This window comes from Streptomyces sp. SID12501, assembly GCF_010550245.1.
Lineage (GTDB): Bacteria > Actinomycetota > Actinomycetes > Streptomycetales > Streptomycetaceae > Streptomyces.
Genome location: NZ_JAAGLU010000057.1, coordinates 1 through 19,846, shown reverse-complemented (window position 1 = coordinate 19,846; position 19,846 = coordinate 1). Strand labels below are relative to the sequence as shown.

The 19,846-nt window shown below is 70.7% G+C and carries 21 protein-coding genes and 1 pseudogene; 13 read left to right on the top strand and 9 right to left on the bottom strand.

All coding sequences use genetic code 11. The features are described 5' to 3' along the window. Positions 1-101: 101 nt before the first annotated feature. Entirely contained in the window at positions 102-1,196 is a 1,095-nt protein-coding gene (locus G3I71_RS41375; RefSeq protein WP_164323423.1) for a helix-turn-helix domain-containing protein, read from the bottom strand. A 272-nt stretch (positions 1,197-1,468) separates the two neighbouring features. On the opposite strand from G3I71_RS41375, the gene G3I71_RS41370 reads away from it, so the two are divergent. Beyond that, entirely contained in the window at positions 1,469-1,897 is a 429-nt protein-coding gene (locus G3I71_RS41370) for a peptidase inhibitor family I36 protein (protein WP_164323421.1), read from the top strand. Positions 1,898-2,016: 119 nt separating this feature from the next. Here the strand turns inward: G3I71_RS41370 and G3I71_RS41365 are convergent, their stop codons facing one another. After that, entirely contained in the window at positions 2,017-2,637 is a 621-nt protein-coding gene (locus tag G3I71_RS41365; protein ID WP_164323419.1) for a hypothetical protein, read from the bottom strand. 305 nt (positions 2,638-2,942) lie between these two features. Between G3I71_RS41365 and G3I71_RS41360 the strand changes: the two genes are divergently transcribed. The 9 genes from G3I71_RS41360 to G3I71_RS41320 all read left to right on the top strand — a co-directional run bounded on the left by G3I71_RS41360 (position 2,943) and on the right by G3I71_RS41320 (position 12,872). Beyond that, positions 2,943-3,797 (top strand): bifunctional methylenetetrahydrofolate dehydrogenase/methenyltetrahydrofolate cyclohydrolase, encoded by an 855-nt coding sequence (locus tag G3I71_RS41360; protein WP_164323417.1) that lies wholly within the window; start codon positions 2,943-2,945, stop codon positions 3,795-3,797. A 79-nt stretch (positions 3,798-3,876) separates the two neighbouring features. Beyond that, positions 3,877-4,335, top strand: a complete 459-nt coding sequence (locus tag G3I71_RS41355; RefSeq protein WP_343243236.1) for a DUF3017 domain-containing protein — start codon at positions 3,877-3,879, stop codon at positions 4,333-4,335. Positions 4,336-4,430: 95 nt separating this feature from the next. After that, positions 4,431-4,955 carry a helix-turn-helix transcriptional regulator gene (locus tag G3I71_RS41350; protein WP_164323413.1) on the top strand — a complete coding sequence of 175 codons (525 nt, stop codon included), beginning with the start codon at positions 4,431-4,433 and terminating at the stop codon, positions 4,953-4,955. 418 nt (positions 4,956-5,373) lie between these two features. Continuing rightward, positions 5,374-6,651 carry an XRE family transcriptional regulator gene (locus G3I71_RS41345; RefSeq protein WP_164323411.1) on the top strand — a complete coding sequence of 426 codons (1,278 nt, stop codon included), beginning with the start codon at positions 5,374-5,376 and terminating at the stop codon, positions 6,649-6,651. Positions 6,652-7,032: 381 nt separating this feature from the next. Beyond that, entirely contained in the window at positions 7,033-8,022 is a 990-nt protein-coding gene (locus tag G3I71_RS41340) for a malate dehydrogenase (protein ID WP_164323409.1), read from the top strand. Between the two features lie 207 nt (positions 8,023-8,229). Next, positions 8,230-10,011, top strand: a complete 1,782-nt coding sequence (locus G3I71_RS41335; protein WP_164323407.1) for a hypothetical protein — start codon at positions 8,230-8,232, stop codon at positions 10,009-10,011. Then, on the top strand, positions 10,001-10,381 hold the full coding sequence (locus tag G3I71_RS41330; RefSeq protein WP_164323405.1) for a hypothetical protein: 381 nt from the start codon (positions 10,001-10,003) through the stop codon (positions 10,379-10,381). Before G3I71_RS41335 ends, G3I71_RS41330 begins: the two co-directional genes overlap by 11 nt. Before the next feature lie 10 nt (positions 10,382-10,391). Continuing rightward, entirely contained in the window at positions 10,392-11,639 is a 1,248-nt protein-coding gene (locus tag G3I71_RS51800; protein ID WP_239149662.1) for a hypothetical protein, read from the top strand. Between the two features lie 93 nt (positions 11,640-11,732). After that, a complete protein-coding gene (locus tag G3I71_RS41320; RefSeq protein WP_164323402.1) occupies positions 11,733-12,872 on the top strand; it encodes a DUF5954 family protein in 1,140 nt (379 codons plus the stop codon). Between the two features lie 37 nt (positions 12,873-12,909). Here the strand turns inward: G3I71_RS41320 and G3I71_RS41315 are convergent, their stop codons facing one another. Together G3I71_RS41315 and G3I71_RS41310 are read right to left on the bottom strand one after the other, a co-directional pair. After that, positions 12,910-13,641, bottom strand: coding sequence for an isocitrate lyase/phosphoenolpyruvate mutase family protein (locus G3I71_RS41315; protein ID WP_164323400.1), 732 nt, complete (start codon positions 13,639-13,641; stop codon positions 12,910-12,912). Next, on the bottom strand, positions 13,638-14,177 hold the full coding sequence (locus G3I71_RS41310) for a carboxymuconolactone decarboxylase family protein (protein ID WP_343243235.1): 540 nt from the start codon (positions 14,175-14,177) through the stop codon (positions 13,638-13,640). The genes G3I71_RS41315 and G3I71_RS41310 overlap by 4 nt, the downstream gene beginning before the upstream one ends. 47 nt (positions 14,178-14,224) lie before the next feature. Here G3I71_RS41310 and G3I71_RS41305 point away from each other — a divergent pair, with 47 nt between their 5' ends. Beyond that, complete coding sequence (locus G3I71_RS41305) at positions 14,225-15,736, top strand: PLP-dependent aminotransferase family protein (RefSeq protein WP_164323398.1); 1,512 nt, start codon at positions 14,225-14,227, stop codon at positions 15,734-15,736. Here the strand turns inward: G3I71_RS41305 and G3I71_RS41300 are convergent. Genes G3I71_RS41300 through G3I71_RS41290 form a run of 3 tightly spaced genes read right to left on the bottom strand, consistent with a single transcriptional unit; the run spans position 15,718 to position 17,357 of the window. Beyond that, positions 15,718-16,323, bottom strand: a complete 606-nt coding sequence (locus G3I71_RS41300; protein ID WP_164323396.1) for a hypothetical protein — start codon at positions 16,321-16,323, stop codon at positions 15,718-15,720. The two genes, G3I71_RS41305 and G3I71_RS41300, sit on opposite strands and share 19 nt — an antisense overlap. 18 nt (positions 16,324-16,341) lie before the next feature. Continuing rightward, positions 16,342-16,539 (bottom strand): DUF397 domain-containing protein, encoded by a 198-nt coding sequence (locus tag G3I71_RS41295; protein ID WP_164323394.1) that lies wholly within the window; start codon positions 16,537-16,539, stop codon positions 16,342-16,344. Further along, positions 16,536-17,357 carry a helix-turn-helix transcriptional regulator gene (locus tag G3I71_RS41290; protein ID WP_164323392.1) on the bottom strand — a complete coding sequence of 274 codons (822 nt, stop codon included), beginning with the start codon at positions 17,355-17,357 and terminating at the stop codon, positions 16,536-16,538. Before G3I71_RS41290 ends, G3I71_RS41295 begins: the two co-directional genes overlap by 4 nt. A 149-nt stretch (positions 17,358-17,506) precedes the next feature. Here G3I71_RS41290 and G3I71_RS41285 point away from each other — a divergent pair, with 149 nt between their 5' ends. Together G3I71_RS41285 and G3I71_RS41280 are read left to right on the top strand one after the other, a co-directional pair. Further along, complete coding sequence (locus tag G3I71_RS41285; protein WP_164323390.1) at positions 17,507-17,923, top strand: hypothetical protein; 417 nt, start codon at positions 17,507-17,509, stop codon at positions 17,921-17,923. Beyond that, positions 17,920-18,180: a hypothetical protein gene (locus G3I71_RS41280; RefSeq protein ID WP_164323388.1), complete on the top strand. Its 261-nt coding sequence runs from the start codon at positions 17,920-17,922 to the stop codon at positions 18,178-18,180. Before G3I71_RS41285 ends, G3I71_RS41280 begins: the two co-directional genes overlap by 4 nt. Here G3I71_RS41280 and G3I71_RS41275 read toward each other — a convergent pair. After that, positions 18,155-18,949: a hypothetical protein gene (locus tag G3I71_RS41275; protein ID WP_239149661.1), complete on the bottom strand. Its 795-nt coding sequence runs from the start codon at positions 18,947-18,949 to the stop codon at positions 18,155-18,157. The genes G3I71_RS41280 and G3I71_RS41275 overlap by 26 nt on opposite strands. 55 nt (positions 18,950-19,004) lie before the next feature. Continuing rightward, a pseudogene (locus tag G3I71_RS41270) lies at positions 19,005-19,718 on the bottom strand (ISAzo13 family transposase); the annotation flags it as partial. Between the last annotated feature and the right edge of the window lie 128 nt (positions 19,719-19,846).

The following is a 19,846-nucleotide window of genomic DNA, read 5'->3' as shown; positions in this document are numbered from 1 at the left end:
CGACGCACCAGAGCCGTGTCTCCCCTTGTGCGGGTGTGGCACGGCATTGGCGTGAACTTGTCGACGGCCGCCGGTGACCGCCCCACTTACTACGGGAGTGCTCAGGGTCTCTTCGAGGGCGAGGGCGAGGGCGAGGGCGAGGGCGAGGGCGAGGGCGAGGGCGAGGGCGAGGGCGAGGGCGATGTCGCGGCGTCGGCCGCTCGTTCGCAGTGCTGCCAGTCGTGGAAGTCGTGGTCCTTGCTCCACAGGCGCTCGGCCGCCTCGATGTTCCACGCCGGGTCCAGTGCCTGCCGCGGTGTGCCGCCCAGTTCGCGCAGCCGGGCGTCGGAGATCTGGAACACGCCCCAGTTACGGGTGCCGTTGGTGTTGGGCAGGATGTGCAGCGGATCCAGGAAGGACTGGCAGTCCGCGATGGCGACGGCCTTGTCGGGCGCCTCCTTGAACACCGCCCGGATGCGCTGCCGCACCTTCTCCGGCGACCACACGTTCATGCGTACCTTCGACGACGAGTACAGCGCCTTCTTCGTCGCGTCGTCCACGACACCGTTGGGCGGGAGGCCGGCGAACACCTGGAACGCGGTGACCCGGCGCAGGGTCTGCGGCCCGAAGTCGGAGTCGACGCCGATGTCCGCGCCCTTGTCGTGCAGCAGTTGCTGCACCTCGTGTACGCAGGTGTCGTGCTGGCCCATGGCCACCACCGAACGGCAGGCGGCCGAGAACAGCACGCGTCCGTCGGGACCGTTGGCGGAGGACGCCTCCTCCGTCGACAGCACCCAGGCCGAGATACCGACCGTCAACACCGCCGCCACCGCGGCGGCGACCACGGGGTAGCGGGTCCGGCGGGTCGGGACGGGGTCCGGCGTCGCGGGTTCCTCGACGGCAGGGTCCGGCACCGCGCCCTCCGGCTCCCCGGTCCCCTCCCCACTCTCCTCCCCGCTCTCCTTGAGCCGGGCCGTGTCCGCGAGTGCCCACAGCCGGTGCAGTGACCGGAGTTCGTCGGGGGACGCGCCGCAGACCGTGCCGACGCGGTGGACGCTTCCGTAGTCCTGCGGCACCGAGGTGCCCTTGCAGTACCGGTGCAGGGTGGAGCCGGGGATGTCGGTCCGCTTGGCGAGTGCTTCGTAACTGAGTCCTGATCTGCTCTTCAACGCACGCAATATCGCGGCGAGTTGTTCGGATTCCGGGTGTGCGGGCATGGTTGTTCCCCCCATGGCACGTTGGTCAGACGCTCCAGTAGCCGGGCCACTGTGCCACGCACTCCGTCCCATGGCCGTTCCAACGATCTCCGAACGTGCCATGTGAACGCCGTCCCGTCGTCCCGGCATCCCATTGGGCCCGATTTCCTTGCCCGGCGGGCGGGTGCTTTGTCAGCGTCGGGCCGTCCGAGCACCGGTCGGTACCACCGGTCGACGCGTCGCTCGACGTATCGCTCGACGCAACGGTCGACGAACCCAAGGAGATCAGGCCCATGAAACTTTCCGTACGCAGGCCGCGCCGCCTCAAGCCGCTCTTCGCGGTCCTCGCCGTCAGCGCGGCGGCGGCCACCGCCCTCGCCGTGCCCACGTCCGCTTCGGCCGCACAGGCCGCTCCCACCGCCGTCGACTGTGCCAGCGGCGACATCTGCTTCTGGACGGGCGCCAACTTCACCGGCCAGAAGTGTTCGTGGGACGTCGCCGACCCCGACTGGCAGGGCGGCTCGACCCGTTGCTCATGGTCCGCCACGACGAACGTGAAGTCGGTGTGGAACGCCGGCACCGGTTCGTCCACCGGGGTCGCCTACTACCTGGGCGCCGACTACAGCGACCGCGTCGGCTGCACCCGCCAGCAGCACGGCGGCAACCTCGCCGGCACCTACAAGGTCCGCTCCCACAAGTGGATCTCCGGCAGCTGCGGCTGAGCCGGTCCTGGCGTACGACGCATCAGGGCCGTGTCTCCCCCTGTGCGGGGTGGGACACGGCCCTTGAGGGGGAGCGGCGTGGACCAGCGGATGACCGGTGCCTACCGGTCGGCCGCCGGCTACTTCGCCCGGTTGAACCAGGCCGCGCCCTCGGACTTGCCGACGAACACCGCGACGAGGATCGCGAGCACGGTGTGGATCAGGCCGACGACGATGAACGGGTAGATGCCGAGGACGGCGGTGATGATCGCGAACACCATGGTGGTGATCCGGATGCCGCTGCCGCCGCTGCCGAACTTCGCGCCCAGGACGATCGCGAAGACTCCCCAGGCGAGGGCCACCGCGGTGACGGCCCACAGGGCGCCGGACGAGTAGTCGGCGAGCTGCTGGAAGTCGACGTCGTCCTTCAGCTGCTGGTCGTTCTTCGCCGCGTTGATCGCGACCGCGGACAGCGCGATGAGGATGGCGCCGATCACCTGGAGGCCCCCGATGACGAAGAGCATCACGCGGGCGGCCTTCACATTGCCCGGCATGGTGAGCGGGCCGCCCGGGTAGCCGCCGTAACCCTGCTGCCCGTAGCCCGGCTGCCCGTACCCCTGCTGGCCGAGCGGCGGGGCCGACGGGTAGCCGTAGCCCGGCTGCTGGGGTGGGGTCTGCTGGGGGTAGCCGTAACCGGGCGCCGGCTGCTGGGGCTGCTGCTGGGGCGGGCCGTAGGGGTTGTTCGGATCGCCGAAACTCATGGCGGGTCTTCCTCCGTCTGCGTCAAGTGCGGGGACGACGCGAGGCACCGAACGGAGGAAGGTGTTGTACAGATGCGGTCCGCCCCCCGGCCCTGCCCGCGGCACTGTGCTGCCTGTCGCTTTATCGTTCTTTGTTGGCTTGTGCTTGTCCAGCCGCATAGTGCATGTGTTGTGCAAGTGCAACATCCACGATCACGCGCATGGGCGTCGCATATGTCGGTGGGATCCCCGATCGGAACCAGGATCGGAACCCCGATCGGAACCCTGATTGGAACCCGGAGGCGGTCATCCGCGAGGATGGGGGCATGACCGCCCAGATTCTCGATGGCAAGGCCACCGCAGCCGCGATCAAGTCCGATCTGACCGCCCGCGTGGCGGCGCTGAAGGAGAAGGGCGTCACGCCCGGCCTCGGCACGATCCTCGTCGGGGAAGACCCCGGCAGCCAGAAGTACGTCGCCGGCAAGCACCGCGACTGCGCGCAGGTGGGCATCGCGTCCATCCAGCGCGAACTGCCCGCCACGGCCACCCAGGAGGAGATCGAGGCCGCGGTCCGCGAGCTGAACGAGGACCCCGCCTGCACCGGCTACATCGTCCAGCTGCCCCTCCCCAAGGGCATCGACGAGAACCGCATCCTCGAACTCATGGACCCCGACAAGGACGCGGACGGCCTCCACCCGATGAACCTCGGCCGCCTCGTCCTGAACGAGCCGGCCCCGCTGCCCTGCACCCCCAACGGCATCCTCACCCTGCTCCGTAGCCACGGCGTCGAGATCAAGGGCGCGGAGGTCGTGGTCGTCGGCCGCGGTGTCACCATCGGCCGCCCGATGCCGCTGCTGCTCACCCGGCGCAGCGAGAACGCGACGGTGACGCAGTGCCACACGGGTACGCGTGACCTGGCCGCCCACCTCCGCCGCGCCGACATCATCGTCGCCGCCGCGGGCTCACCCCACCTGGTCCGCCCCGAGGACGTGAAGCCGGGCGCCGCCGTCCTCGACGTCGGTGTCTCGCGCAACGACGAGGGCAAGATCCTGGGCGACGTCCACCCGGACGTCGCCGAGGTCGCCGCCTGGATCTCCCCGAACCCCGGCGGGGTCGGCCCGATGACCCGCGCCCAGCTGCTCGTCAACGTGGTCGAGGCGGCGGAGCGCAGTGCCGGCTGAGGCGGAGGACAGGCGGGCGGCGCCCGCGTCGGCGCCCGCGCCGGCATCCGGTGAGATGCCCGATGAGATGCCCGATGAGATGCCCGAGCCCACTGTCGTCGACCCCGTCAGCGCGCCGGACGCCGAGGGGCGTCCCCGGCGTACGACGCGTCGCTTCCCCCTCTTCACGCGGGACACCGCGCGACCCGAGGGCGGCGGCCGGGCGGCTCCGGGGGACGCGCCGGCGCCGGTGCGGCAGTGGCCGATCCTCGTCGTGCTGGGCACGGTCGGGGTCGGGCTCCTGATCACCGCGCTCGACGTGTTCCGGTACGGACTGCTGCTGATCGGGGCCGCGCTGCTGGCCGGTGCGGTACTGCGCTGGGTGGTGCCGGACGTCGGCATGCTCGCCGTACGGTCCCGGTTCACGGACATGGTCACGTACACGGTGCTGGGTACGGCCATCGTGCTGCTGGCGATGATGGCGCAGCCGAAGCCGTGGCTGACGATCCCGTTCCTGGACGACACGCTGCACTACACGATCAACAGCCAGGACGGGTAGGACCTAGACCGTACTTCGACCCGGCGGGAACCGTTCCGCCCTCTGACGTCGTCAAATGCCTCGGACCGGCCGACGAACGTCGAGGAGGACGCGCGATGAGCGCCTGGCAGCCGCTGCCGGACGATCTGCCGCCGGAGGTGCGGCACTTCGTCGAGCAGGTGCGGCTCCTGAAGGACCGCACCGGGCTCAGCCTGGCCGCGCTGGGCGCGCGCACCGCGTACAGCAAGTCCTCCTGGCAGCGGTACCTCAACGCGACCCAGCCGCCGCCCCGGCAGGCGATAGCCGCCCTGTGCCGGGTCGCGGGCCTCGCCCCTGCCGACGCCGAGCGCTTCGGCGTCCGCTGGGAGCTGGCGGTCCAGGCCTGGCCCCGGCCGCCGGCTCCGGATCCGGCGAAGCCGGGGCAGCAGGAGCAGCAGGACGGGGTGTACGAGGAGGAGGTGCCCACCCTTCCGTGGTGGGTGGAGTCCGGTTCAGGGTCCGGGTCCGGGTCCGGAACCGGGTCTTCCGGGGCTTCCGAGGAGGTGCCCGTGGACTCTTCCCGGCGGGTGCTGCTCGTCGCGGTACTCCTCGTACTGGTGCTCGCGCTTGTCGCGGTGGTCGGCGCTGTCGCTTTTGGTTGACGACGTTGAGGGAATGTGGCATCCATGCGTCCGATGTGACCTTTCTTGTGCTTTCTGTGGGGCGATGTGTCGATAAGTTCGAGGAATCGCAACCGGGGTGCAACGCGACAGGGTTAATGTGGTCAATCGGGGCGGTCCGGGGTGTCCCGTGCGTTATCCAGGGGTTCGGTCGGCGGTGGGGGCTGTCGGTGGAACACTGGACCGTGGACCGGGGGCGTGCAACGGTGCACCTCCAGGCCCGACAATGCTCCCGTGCGCCCCCACCCCGGGAACCGAGATCCTGACTGGGCGCATCCGTGTGGGTAGTCAAGACAGTCAAGATGACGATTCGGCCAAGGGATCCGCGGCACCGCGCACGGGAGAACAGCCAGCACGACCGGGGGGAATGAGGGGGGAAGCAATGCCTCGTTGGAGGGCCTTGCCGGATGAACTGGATCCGCAGGTCAGGGAGTTCGCGAGCCAGCTGCGCAGGCTCGTGGACCGCAGCGGCCTGAACATCGCGGCGGTGGCCGACCGCACGGGCTACAGCAAGACGTCGTGGGAGCGTTATCTCAACGGCCGGCTGCTCGCGCCCAAGGGCGCGATCGTCGCCCTGGCCGAGGTCACCGGTACCAATCCTGTGCACCTGACCACGATGTGGGAGCTGGCCGAGCGCGCCTGGAGCCGCTCGGAGATGCGCCACGACATGACGATGGAGGCGATCCGGATCTCTCAGGCGCGCGCCGCGCTGGGGGAGTTCGGGGCGCCCGCCGTCGAGACGAAGAACGGGAGCGGCAAGAGTGGGCGGGCCGCCCGGAGCGCGACGGTGACTCCGGGAATCGCCGGACCCGCGGGCGTCTCCCCGACCGTGCCGCCGCAGCCGACGGCCACGGAGACCCGCGACTCGGCGGGCGACGTGCGGGCCGGCGCGGCCCGGGGCGGTGTTTCCGGCGGCTCGGTGAGTTCCGCGAGTTCGTCGAGTTCCGTCTCGGCCGAGAGCAACTCGTGGGGCATGGCCGGGTACCAGGGACCGGCGTCGAGAGGCGGCGCCGGGGGGCGCCCGGCCTCGACCTCGGGACCTTCCGGGGCGTCGGGGGCGCCCGGATTTCCGAGCGCGCCGCCCTGGACTCCCGGTACGCCCCCCGCAGGCGTGCCCGGCGTACCCGGCGGGCCGCCGCAGGACGCCCGGCCGGCCGGTAGCGGCGGATCCGGCGGTTCGCGGCGCAAGCGGCGGCTCACGATGTTCCTCGCGGGCGTCGTGGGAGCGTCGGTGGTGGTCGCGGCGGCCTGGTGGTTCACCAACCGGGGCGACGACACGCCGGTGGCGAGCAAGCCGAGCGCGTCGCCGACCATTTCGGCCGACGCGAATACCGACCTGCCGATCGGTGTGAAGTGCAGCGGCGCCGCGTGCACCGGCAAGGACCCGGAGAACATGGGCTGCGGCGGCGAGTTGGCGCAGACCGCCAACAGCGTCACCGTCGGCACCACGCTCGTCGAGGTCCGTTACAGCAAGACCTGCCAGGCGGCGTGGGCGCGCATCACCCAGGCCGCCCCGGGCGACCGGGTCGACGTCACCGCCTCCGGCGCGGCGAAGCAGGCCGGCGCGGTCGACACGGACACCGACGCGTACACGCCGATGGTGGCCGTGAAGGACGCGGGCGACGCGACGGCGTGCGTCACGCTCAAGGCGACCGGGCAGAAGGGCTGCACGCAGTAGGACCGCACGCAGCAGGGCGCGGGGCCACGGCACCTTCCCCTCGTACGGATCGCGGAATCGCCGTACGAGGGGAATGCCCGGCCCGGTTCGGGGCAGACGGGGAAGTACCCCCATGGAGTCCGGCAACGTCGGTCCCCGTGCGACGGCCGCTCGTTTCCCCTCCCCCCGGACGAGCGGCCGTCGTTTGCCGTGACACTCTGAACTCGGCACGGCGAACGCGACTCCGCGAACCCGGCTCTGTGGGGTGGGCCACACGGGACCCGTACATCCGAGATCCCGGATGCGCGATAGCCTGACGGCGGATCTCTCTTGACGCCAAGAGATCGATCATCCGAACCGGGGCAGCGACGCCCCACCGCCAGCTGTCCTACGGAGAACGCCATGACCCGCACTCCCGTGAACGTCACCGTCACCGGCGCGGCCGGCCAGATCGGTTACGCCCTGCTCTTCCGCATCGCCTCCGGCCAGTTGCTCGGCGCGGACGTGCCGGTCAAGCTCCGCCTCCTGGAGATCACCCCGGCGCTCAAGGCCGCCGAGGGCACCGCGATGGAACTGGACGACTGCGCCTTCCCGCTGCTCCAGGGCATCGACATCACGGACGACCCGAACGTGGCCTTCGACGGCGCGAACGTGGGCCTGCTGGTCGGCGCCCGCCCCCGTACCAAGGGCATGGAGCGCGGTGACCTCCTGGAGGCCAACGGCGGCATCTTCAAGCCCCAGGGCAAGGCCATCAACGACAACGCCGCGGACGACATCAAGATCCTCGTCGTCGGCAACCCGGCCAACACCAACGCGCTGATCGCCCAGGCCGCCGCTCCGGACGTACCGGCCGAGCGCTTCACCGCGATGACCCGCCTCGACCACAACCGCGCGCTGACGCAGCTCGCGAAGAAGACGGGCTCGACGGTCGCCGACATCAAGCGCCTGACGATCTGGGGCAACCACTCCGCCACCCAGTACCCCGACATCTTCCACGCCACCGTCGGCGGCAAGAACGCCGCCGAGGTCGTGAACGACGAGAAGTGGCTCGCCGAGGACTTCATCCCGACCGTCGCCAAGCGTGGCGCCGCGATCATCGAGGCCCGTGGCGCGTCCTCGGCCGCCTCCGCCGCCAACGCGGCCATCGACCACATCTACACCTGGGTCAACGGCACGGCCGACGGCGACTGGACCTCCATGGGCATCCCGTCCGACGGCTCGTACGGCGTCCCGGAGGGCCTCATCTCCTCCTTCCCGGTCACCACGAAGGACGGCGTGTACGAGATCGTCCAGGGCCTGGACATCAACGAGTTCTCCCGCGCCCGCATCGACGCCTCGGTGCAGGAGCTGGCGGAGGAGCGCGACGCGGTGCGCGGCCTCGGCCTCATCTGAGCCTCGAGCGCCCTGCTCTCGAGCCCCGTTCAGGCTTCGGCCGGACGGGGCTCGGGCGTGTCCGGCTCCTCCCGCGCCGGCTCCTCCCGCGCGAGCACGGCCCGCCGGCCCTGACAATCCGCTGTCCCCGAAACGCCCGTCCCTCTATGCTGATGGGTTGTCAACTGGCCCTTCGGTAAGGGTCGTTACACGCATCGGGGGAGTCGCGTGAGTACCGCATACGTGCCGCAGCAACCACAGCCGACACCAGCCGTACCGCCCGCACCGGAGCCCACACCACCGCACGCCAGTGAGGCCACCCGGCTGCTGTGCGCCGGCACCTATCTGGACTCCGGATACCGCGACCAGGTCATCGAGGAACTGCACCTCAACGAACAGCGGATCGTGGCGCCCTCGCTCGGCTTCGACGCGGCCCGCGTCCTCGCGCACGCCCTGCGGGCCAGGCGCCAGGAGCTGATGTGGGCCGGGGCGATCCTGGGTCTGTGGGCGATCGGCGCGCTGCTGACCGGCGGTCTGCTGGCCTTCTTCCTGCTCCCCATCGTGTACATCGCGGTCGCGTCCTGGATCCGGGGTCGTGCCGCGCACCCGCCCCTGTACCGGCTGTTGCCCGCCTTTCTGCTCCGCTGGTGGGGCCGGTTCCTGTTCGCGGCGCTGCTGCTCTTCACGGCGGCCGTCGCGTTCGGCGCCCTCGACGACGACTCGTCGAGCGGCTCGTCCTCCGGCTCGTACGACTCCGGCCTGTACGGCGGCAGCGGCTTCTCCGACTCGCCGAGCGCGACCGACGTACTGGTGCCGTCCAGCGACAACGTCGACAGCCTGATCAATCCCTGGCAGGCCTGGATCACGTTCGCGATGTTCGCCCTGATCGCGCTGTGCGTGGCCGCGCAGCGGGGCCGGTTCGCCAAGGCGCTGGCCGCGGAACTGTCCCCGCAGAGCTTCCCGGACGCCGCGTCGGACCCGGCCGAGCAGACTGAGGGGCTGCGCTTCCAGCGGCTCAAGGACCGTATCCGGCTCGAACAGCACGCCCCGTTGATCATGTACAACGAGGCGCGGCCGTTCCGAGGGGCGGGCGCCGCCTACCAGACGTGGGTCCTCGCCGTGGAGTTGCGGCCCGACGAGACGAAGAAGCAGCAGCCGCTCGGCAACCGCGTCGTACTGGAGAAGATCCGGCCGCTGATCGAACAGCTGCGGCTGCCCGCCGAGTACGCCGGTCAGCTCGGGCGCGACCGGCTGCGCCGGCTGGAGATCGACGAGTGCGTGTTCCTGCCCGCCGAGGGCATCCTGCGGCGCGACGAGGCGCCGTACCACCCGCAGGCCTTCGAGGATCACCGGGCGCGCGCTGTCGAGGAGGGCGCCGAGAAGAGACGGCACTTCCTGCGCATCCGCGTCGGCGGCTGGGAGGAGGAACTGGTCGTCACGGTCTTCGTGCGCATCCACACCCAGGGCCGCATGCTCACCCTGGAGGTCGCCCCGCACGTCCTGACGCCGGTGCGCGAGGACTTCAAGAACGCCGACCGCGCCGCCCACCGCTACCGCCACAACAACGTGCTAGGCAAGGCGGCCTGGGCCGTCGCCCAGGTCCCCGGCTCCGTGGCCCACTCACTGGTGACGCTCGGCAAGGGCCTGCTGTACGTCTGGCGGCTGCTGACCGGCGGGTACGCCCGAGCGCTGCCCGACGGGCCGAGCCTGTCCGTGCGGGAGCTGGGCTCCGTACCCCTCGGGTCCGACTTCCAGGAGATGGACGTCCTGCGCTACCTCAAGAACGTGCAGGACCGGGTGGCGAACGGGGTACGGGTCGCGCTGGCCGAATCCGGTTACCGGACCGGCGAGTTCATGCAGAAGATCACCACCATCAACAACAACGGCGACGTGACGAACAATTTCGCCCGCGTCGACAACAGCACCTTCGCTATCGGCAGTCACGCCACTGCCTCCTCCACGACCGGCGGCGCCGCGCCGCAGACGGGATCCGGCACCGATGGCCACTGATGAACCGAATGAACTGAATCCACCGAAAGAACCGAACGTCAACATCGGCGATGTCTCGCACAGTACCTTCGCCATCGGCAGCCACGCACGTGCGGTCGCCCACCACGGCACGGCTCATCAGCGCGACGAGGCGGCCGAGGAACTCCTGAAGGCGGTACGTGAGTTGCGCGCCGACCTGACCCGGGTGCGCGCCAGCGAGGAGACGGACGCACTGCGTACGGCCCTGGAGGAGACGGAGGAGGAGATCACCCGAACCGGCCGGGCGGCTCCTTCGCGCCGGGAAAGACTGCGGGAGCTCCTCACCGACTCCCAGACCCTGCTGAACGTGCTCGCCTCGGCCGGCGCCGTGGCGGGCCTCCTGGGGATGTGAGGGGACCACGATGAGCGGGGGATCGCGGTACTGGAACGAGGAGACGCAGCGCTGGGAGGACGCCGGGAGCCGCAGCGCCGCTCCGACGACTCCGCCACCACCACCTCGGCCGAACTTCCTGCCGGACGGGCCGGGTCCGGGGCCTGCGGGGACGGACGCGTCGGTGTACGGGCCACCACCCGCCGATCCGGCCGGTGCGGGTGAGTGGCCACCTGTGCCCGCGCCTGGCGAGGCGCCTGCGGTGTCCGCGCCTGCCGGGTGGCCGGGGGCGGTGGGGACGGGCGCGCCACCCGCCGGTCCCGCCGGTGCGGGTGAGTGGCCGCCTGTGCCCGCGCCTGCCGAGGCGCCCACGGTGTCCGCGCCCGTCGGGTGGCCGGGGGCTGCTGCGCAGGGCGTCTGGCCCCCGTCGGCTGCCGGAGAGGCCAGGACGGACGACGTCGGCCATCCGCCTACCGCCGTGGGGTCGAACGCGTCCTGGCCGCCCGTCGGTCAGCCCGCCGCGCCCGCCGGCACCGGTGGCCAGAGACGGCGGCTCATGTGGTCCGCGCTGATCGGGGCTGCGGTCGTCGGCGTCGCCGTGACTCTGGTGCTGACCTTCCTGGTCGGCCCCGGGGACGACGACAAGGACAACCGGACGACCACGGCTCGCGAGTCCACGGCATCCCCGACGCCCGTCACGTCGGAGCCGACGGACGCGGCCGGGGCGCCCACCGAGGGCACGGTCTCGCCCTCCGCGTCCGCATCCGTCTCCGCGTTCGCTTCCGGACCGCCGGTCGGCTACGCGTTGTACGCGGACCGGGAGGGCTTCCGGATCGCACTCCCCCCGGGGTGGACACGCACCACGGTGGCCTCCTTGTACGGCATTCGCGTGGTCAACTACCGCAGTCCTGACCGCACTCACCGGATCCAGGTGTACCAGGTGTCGGAGTCGTCACCGGCCAAGTCGTTCGACCTGTTCCTCTCGGACGAGACCGCGAAAGCGCCCGGTTTCACGGAGCTCCGCCGACAGACCCTCGACAACGGCACCTTCACGGCAACCCGGCTGGAGTACCTGGCCGACTCGATACGGGGCGAGCCGGACCCCGGCACCTGGCACGTCTACGACGAGCGTTTCGTGGCCTCGGACAGCAACATCTACGCCATCGCCGCGTACGGCCCGGACTCCGACGGCCGCGCGGACGAACTGGAACTCCTCACCACGGCGTTGGCCTGGTTCTGCCCGCCTCGCGGCACCTGCGACGAGGTGGGACAGGATTGACGGGGTGTGGATTCCACAGGATTCCACAGCTGAGACCCCCTGAATTCGGTGAAATCGGGTGTCGGCCAGGGCCGTTGTGTGCACGCTCAGTGCATGAGCGACTACAGGGATGATGTTCCGGCGTATCTGACGATCCGGGTCACCGCCCAGGAGGGTCCGATCGCGGCCTTCGCGGAGCAGGAGGCGGGGGAGGCCGCGCGGCGGTATCCCGACCTGATGGGGTTGGGCATCCCGGAGTTCTTCCACGCCAGGGAGTGCGAGACGGGCGGCTGGGAGCTCTACGGCTACGGCAGCGACACCCCGCAGGGCTCCCGGGACTCGCTCGGCTCGGTGTTCCGGCTGCGCGCCAGCGAGGCGGAGGACGCCGGGGACGAGGCCGCCCGGCGCAAGTGGACGGCGGCGGCGGTGCGCATGGACCGGGAGGTCGTGAACGACGTACGGGTGCGCGGCGAGCGCTTCCGGATCGTGCGTGCCTCCCGTTTCGTCCGGATGGGGCCGAACGGGCCCGAGCCGCCCCGCCCCTCCGACCCCGACCCGGCGGAGGTCGGCGAGGCGTACCGGGTGGGACCGCGCACCAAGGGCTTCGTGGTCGACCCGATCACCGGCACCGGGCTGTCCGACGGCATCCTCAAGCTGGACCTCATCCAGTTCGTCGGCATCGCGCCCGGCGCACCGCAGGCGGTCCGGGACGAGGCGCGACGAGCACTCCACACGCACCCGGGCGGGGTCCTGCTGCCCGCCGTCTACATGATCTCCGAGCGGGTGGACGGGAGTTGGCGGGCGCACAACCCCGGCTCCTCCGACTCCACACCCCAGGGCGCACGGGATTCCCTCGCCTACTGGCTGCGGGTGATGGCCCCCTTCACCCTGAGGCTGAGCGAGGAGCAGGCAGCGGAGTACGCCCTGATCGCCGACCACATCGACGAGAAGCGCTCCAACGTCGCGACCGTCGACGGCATCCGCTACCGCGTCACCCGGGTCGAGCGCCTGATCAGGGTCGGCCCCGACGGACCCGAGGGCCCGCGCCCCTCCGACTTCGACCCCGAACCGCCCGTCGACGTACAGACACGTCGGCTCAAGGAACAGGGCCTGTGGCGGGAAGAGGACGACGAGCCGGTCCAACTCAGCGAACGCAGCCTGGAGTTGAAGCGCCGCTGGGACGCGGAGGAGGAGCGGCGACGGGCGGTGCGCGAGAGCAGAAAGAAGGCGAAGGGCGACGGGGTGACTGGGTGACGGAGTGTGGGGGTGTGGGGGGTGTCGGGGTCCGGGCCTACGTCCCTTGCCTGAGCCCGCTCGCGATCTCCCGCAGCACCCCGGTCGTCCGCCGCAGCAGGCCGACTCCGAAGGTGACGCGGGTCGCGCCGAGGGCGCCCAGCTCGGCCGGTGAGGGGCCGCCGAGTGTGGCGAGCACGTTGAGCGGCCCCACGATGTCGGACCGCAGCAGGGGCAGTACGGCGAGCGGGGCGCCGATGGGGTACACGCAGTCGACGCGGGCCGCGATGTACAACGCGGCCCGCTCGACGGCCTGTTCGGCAGCCCGTTCGGGGTCCTGGTCGCCGTACGCGAACGTGTCGACGCGCGTGTTGAGGAACAGCCGGTCGCCCGCCGCCGCCCGCACCTCGGCGAGCCGGTCGGCATGCGCGTGCGGGTCCTTGAGGACGCCCGCGTGGGAGTCCTCAAGGTTGCTGCCGACGGCGCCCGCCGCCAGCAGCCGCTCCACCAATTCCCTTGGCGCAAGCCCGTATCCGTCCTCCACATCCGCCGACACGGGCACGTCCACGGACCGGGCGATGCGCGCGACCGCCGCGAACATCTCGTCGACGGGCGTGCCCCCGTCCGCGTACCCGAGCGAGGCCGCGACCCCGGCGCTGGTTGTCGCGAGCGCGGGGAACCCGGCGGCGGTGAACTCCCGTGCGCTGACCGCGTCCCAGGGGCCGGGCAGGACCAACGGGTCGTGGGGCGGGCGCTGTTGGTGCAGCGCCCGGAAGGCGTCCGCCGTCACTTCGCGCCGTCGCGTGTGCTGGGTGTGCCGTGCGTGCCGGGTGTGTAGTACCCGGGGACCATCCGGGTCGTCACAGCGAAGCGGTTCCAGGCGTTGATGACCGTGATCCCGGCGATCAGGTGTGTCAGCTCGGCGGGCTCGAAGTGGCGGGCGGCGCGCTCGTAGACGGCGTCCGGTACGAAACCGTCGGTCAGGACGGTCACCGCCTCGGTCAGTTCGATCGCCGCCAGCTCCTTCGCCGTGTAGAAGTGCGCCGACTCCTCCCACGCGCTGAGCTGGACGATCCGCTCCACGCTCTCACCGGCCGCGAGCGCGTCCTTGGTGTGCATGTCCAGGCAGTAGGCGCAGTGGTTGATCTGCGAGGCCCGGATCTTCACCAGCTCCAGGAGGACCGGGTCGAGACCCTGCCTGGCCGCCGAGTCCAGCCGGATCATGGCCTTGAAGACATCGGGGGCGAGCTCGGCCCAGGCGAGGCGGGGTGCTTTCTCTTCGGTCCTGGCTGCGGACTTCTCTTCCTTCTCTTCATACGTGGTCACGCCATCGACATTAGGGGTCGAGTAGCCCAGGGGTATGGTCCATTTTCATGGCAAGATCATGGGCCACTTTGGGAGTCGACCTCCACCTCGACCCGGCTGACACCGCCACCGCCACCGGCACAGGCACCGCCACCGCCACCGGCACAGGCACCGCCACCGGCACAGGCACCGCCACCGGTGTACGCAGAGGGCTGACGGACGCGATCCGGGAAGCCGTGCGCGGCGGCCGGCTGGCTCCCGGCACCCGGCTGCCGTCCTCCCGCTCCCTCGCCGCCGACCTCGGCATCGCGCGCAACACGGTCGCCGACGCGTACGCCGACCTGGTCGCCGAGGGCTGGCTCACCGCCCGCCAGGGCTCGGGCACCAGCGTCGCGGAACGTCCTGTGCCCCGCCCCTCAGCCGGTCCGACCCGGCACCCGCGTTCACCGTTCCCGCCGGTGCACGATCTGATCCCGGGCAGCCCCGACCTGTCTTTCTTCCCCCGCGCCGCCTGGCTCAAGGCATCCCGCCGCGCCCTGACCGACGCCCCGAACGAGGCCCTGGGCTACACCGACCCACGCGGACGCGTGGAACTCCGCACCGCACTGGCCGGATATCTGGCGCGCGCCCGTGGCGTCCACACCCACCCCGACCGCATCGTCATCAGCTCCGGTTTCGTGCACGGGCTGATGCTGCTGGGCGCCGTACTGCGGGGGCGGGGGCTCCCCTCACTCGCCGTGGAGTCGTACGGGCTGGACGCGCACTGGCGGCTGCTGGAGCGGGCGGGACTCCGGACGGTACCGCTCGGCCTCGACGAACTGGGCACCCGTACTGAGGAGTTGACTGGTGGCCAAGGTGAACTGGCACACGCGCAAGCTGTGTTGCTGACTCCTGCTCACCAGTTCCCGATCGGCAAGGCGCTGCACCCCGACCGGCGGGCCGCCGTCGTGGAGTGGGCGAGGCGCGGGGACGGGCTGATCCTGGAGGACGACTACGACGGGGAGTTCCGCTACGACCGTCAGGCGGTGGGCGCGCTTCAGGGGCTGGACCCCGACCGGGTGGTGTACGTCGGTACGGCGAGCAAGTCACTGGCGCCGGGCCTGCGGCTGGGCTGGCTGGTGCTGCCGCCGTCCCTCGTCGGCGAGGTGATCGCGGCGAAGGGCAGGGTCGACTGGTCGTGCGGTGTGCTCGACCAGTTGACGCTGGCGGAGTTCATCGACTCGGGTGCGTACGACCGTCAGGTGCGCGCCGCCCGGCTGCGCTACCGGCGTCGACGGGACGCGCTGGTCGCGGCCCTGGCCGCCAGGGCACCCGGCGTCCACGCGACGGGCATCGCGGCCGGCCTGCACGCGGTCCTCCAACTGCCGCCGGGCACCGAGGAGTCGGTGGTACGGGAGGCCGCACGGCGACGGCTCGCGGTACACGGCCTCGACGCCTACCGCCACCCCGAGTCGACCGCCGAACGGACCGACGCACTGGTGGTGGGGTACGGGACACCGGCGGACCACGGGTGGGCGGGGGCGCTGGAGGAGCTGTGCGCGACGGTTGCTCTGGCCGGTTCTCAGCTGTCGTGGCCTTGACAGTGGCCGTCGCCGGAAGCCGCCCGGCCCTGCTGCCCGGCCTGTGCCATCCGCCATTCCACTTCCTTGGCAGCCAACGGGCCGTGGACGCTGTACACGTCACCGACCCGCAGATTGTCCGGTGTGTAGTGCTCGCCGTAGGTGCCTATGACGGTGATGGCCACACGGGAGTCGGGCTGCCAGAACGTACGGAAGTACGGACCGGCGTCCGGGATTTCCGGGATCTCCAGCAGGGGCACGCCGAGCCGCGCCAGTAGGCGCCGCAGCTTTTCGAACCGAAGCCGGGGAGTGAACCGCCCGTACCGGGCACGAAGTGCAGCGTGGACGTCGCCGTGGTTCCGGTACGCGAGCCGGTGCACCTGCAGGGTGAAGTGGTGGCCCGACCAGGGACCGTCGGCGCAAGCGCGGTCCCAGAAGAACTCGACGAAGCCGTAGCCGAGGCACATGCTGCGGTCACCGAAGGTGTCCTCGGCGAAGTCCGGCCCCAGGGCCTTGGCGACGCGCCCGGGGGAATCCGAGGGGCCCACGCCGAGCACGGTGCCGGTGGTGACGACGTCCAGGTAGAAGGCCAGGGAATGCGGGGTCACCGGCCGGTCCGCCAGCGACTACTTCCCCTTGACCTCGGTGACGAACGACGCCCAGGCGGCCGACGCGAAGAGAACGGCCGGGCCATGGGGGGCCTTGGAGTCGCGGACGGGGACGACAGTGGCGACCCCCTCCCCGACTTCGAGGCAGTTGCCGCCGTTGGTGCTGCTGTAGCTGCTCTTGCGCCACACAACAGACAGCTCGCTTGCGCTGATCATGTGTCCAGCTCCTTCAGGTGCCTGCGGATCAACTCGGCCGACGCGTCGGGCGACAAAGCCACCGCCCTGAGCAGATCATAGGCTCGGACCCCCTCGGTCACCTCGTCTTGGCCAAGGGCTGTGCGGCCCTGGGAGAAGCCGTCTACGTGGAGCACGTCCGGGCCCTCGTCGAACCCGAGCAGCGCGAACGGACCTGCCAGCCCAGGATGCGCGCCAACCGTCCGAGGGATCAACTGGATTACCGTGCGGGGGTGCTGGCCCGCCTCCAGTAGGTGTTCGAACTGGGCGCGCATCACGGCTTCACCGCCGATGTGCCGCAGAAGCGCGAACTCGTCCAGGATGAACCAGCTCTGAGGGCGATCCGCGCGTTCGAAGATCTCCTGCCGCGTCATGCGGGCGGCCACCAGGTCGTCGAGGTTGTCCGGCCGGACTGCGAGGAGCATCGAGCGCGCATACCCCTCGGTCTGCAGTAGCCCGGGAATGACCTGGTTCTCGAACGACCGGATGGACACGGCGTCCTGCTCCAGCTCCACGAACGGCAGGAACCACGACGGATACGCATACCGGATGACGAGCGGATGCAGCCGCGCGAAGTGGCCGTCCGTCTTCAAGGCGATGTCGAGGTCGCGCGCGAGGTCCAGAGACGGGACCCGGTTCGCCGACTCGACCTTCGACAGCATGGACTGGGTTGTGTGGGCCAGCTTCGCGAGCTTCTCCTGGGACAGGCCCATCTTGGTGCGGATGCGGGCCAGCTCCGTGCCGAAGAAGGCCAGGAGGGACTTGGTGGGGTCGGGGGCCAGGTCGGTCTCGACGGTCATGCGCAAACCTCCTCCGTCATGACCGGGAGGCGGTCATGGCGACCTCCCATGACCTCGGTCAGGTCATGGCGTTCTGCCTGGTGAAGCTACCCAACGCAGCGCAACGCTGTCTCCACAACCGGTAGTTGCTCACTCCAAAGGAGAAGCGCGTGGAGACAGGGAATTGTGCGGGTACGGCCCCTGAGGCCGGAGCGGTCCTGTACGACGTGGAGTTGGAGAGGGTCGGGGAGTACCGGGCGAAAGTCGGCCCGTATCTGCTGCTCCGCCCGCTCGGGGGCGGCCGGGAGTGGGAGGCGGTCCCGGCGGACGTACGCCCCGCGACTCCCGCCGAGCAACTGAGCGCCAAGGTACGGGCGGTGAACGACCAGGCCGTGCGCAACCGGGCGGAACCGGTGAACGGGCCGAGCCACGAGGTGTGCCGCCCGCCGGTGCCGGTCCCCGGCTGTACGGAGTGCGCCGGACTCGGCGCCCGACGCGCCACCGCACGCGCCGGGTTCGACTGGAGCCGGGAGACCGACGCGAACGTACTGCTCCGCTCCCACCAGCTACGGGACCACGGCGCGTGACCCGCCGGATCTTCCGCTACGTGCCGTACACGATCGTCCAGGACCAGACCGCCGAACCGGAGTACGCGGCGCGCTGCGTGTCCGGCGACGAGAGCGAATGCGGGGCGGAGTCCGGCGTACGGCAGGGTCCGGCAGACGTGGAGGAGTGGCAGCGCAGGCACACGCAGGACACGCGGCACACCCGTTACCGGCGTACGTTCGCGGACTACGCGGTCTGGGAGCCCTCACCGGTCAGCCCGTTGACGGGGCCGGCCTGACGGTGAGCAGGAGCGGCGTACGGACGCCAAGTCGGGCGGCGGAGTCGGCGACGACCTCGGCCAGCCAGCCAGCCGATCGCGTCGCACGACCACTCGGCGAGTTCTCCGCGCAGCACCACGCCCTGCACAGCCGGGCCGTTCCAGAAGCTGTCGTGGAACGGCGGGGTGGGGGGGGCGCGTCCGTCCCGCCCCGGCCGGTGACGTCGTAGGACTCGCACACGAACACGTCCTGGTCCAGGCGACCCAGGTTGTCGGCGAGGTGCTTCGCGGCGGCGGGGAGCGACGGGTCGCGACCGCTGCTGACGCCGACCTCCACCGGCGTCCGCGCTCGCGGATCACGCTCGGCGAACCAGTCGGCCGTGTGCATGGACGGCACGATCGCGTACGGCGGGCGCGACGAGGCGTCGAGCCCGTCGACCGGCATGAGGATCTGTACGGCGGAGAGGCGCAGCGTGCCGACGCGCGCCGTGGTGTCCTCGGCGCAGCGCAGGAACGGCCGCACGGGCAGCGGCCGGTCGCCGGGCATCGCACCGGCCTCGACCTGGAACCACGAGACCAGTTCCGTGCCGGGGGCGGCGAGAGGGTGGTCCCACCCGGCGTCGTTCATGGCCCACAGGCCGGGTGCGCCGGTCCCCGTGTCGTCAGTCCCGGTGCCGTCGAGCCAGCTCATGGCGAGCGACCGTTGGTGGAACAACTGGTAGGCGTCGTGCTCCGACCCGGGATCGCGCCAGGCGTGCGGGACCAAGTCGCCGTGGAGGGCGGCGAACATCGTGCCCGTGGCCCCAGGGGCCTGCCGATCAATAACTCGTCGATCTTGGTGGGGATTACGGGGGTGTGGGGTCGTGCCCGGCGATCGCGGCGAGTTGTTGTGCCGTGGTCATGGTGAGGGCGCCGGCCGGGATCTTGTGCCCGAGTGCGGTGAGCACGGGGGCGACCTCCTGGAGGGTCGCGCCGATTCTGCTCTTGGCCAGGCTGGTCGCCTCGGCGAGAACGGCGTTCGTCATGGACCAGCGCTTTTTGAGGAGGAAGACGACAAGCTGGTCGGAGACGGAGAGTCGTCTGCCGCCGGCGCCGGGGCCGCCGTCGGGGCGTTTGCCGGGCAGGAAGATCGGCGGGTGCTCGGCACGCCAGGCTCGGTAGCGGACGGCGAGATCGTCAAAGGCGGCGGGCTCGAGTCCGGTGAGGCTGGGGTGCCGCAGCCAGGCGGGGAGCTTGTCCCCGGTGGGAAAGCGCCCGAACTCGGGGCTGGGCGGGGGCGGTTCGGGAGCGAGCGGTTCGGGGCGCAACGTGTAGTTCCACGTGCCGTGCCACTCGTGCGGCGTCAGGGGCAGGCGTTCCATGACGGTGTCGGGGACGGTGATGCCGGTGGGGTATGCGCCGGGGTCGAGCTCGGCGTGGACGGACAGCCCGCTGCGTGTCGTGGTCGATCCGATGGTGCTGACGACGACTTCGTGGCTGGTCAGGGGCCTACCACGCCAGTTGATGCTGATCTGTGAGAACAGCCGGTGCTCTATTTTGTTCCACTTCGATGTTCCCGGTCAATGCCGTTGCTTGATTACTGGACTATCGCGGTGTGCAACGTGATGGCCTTGGCTGTGATCCGCCGTGTCGGTTGCCGGTCCCGGGTGTTGATCCGGTAGGAGAGCTTCGAGGAGTACTTCGAGTC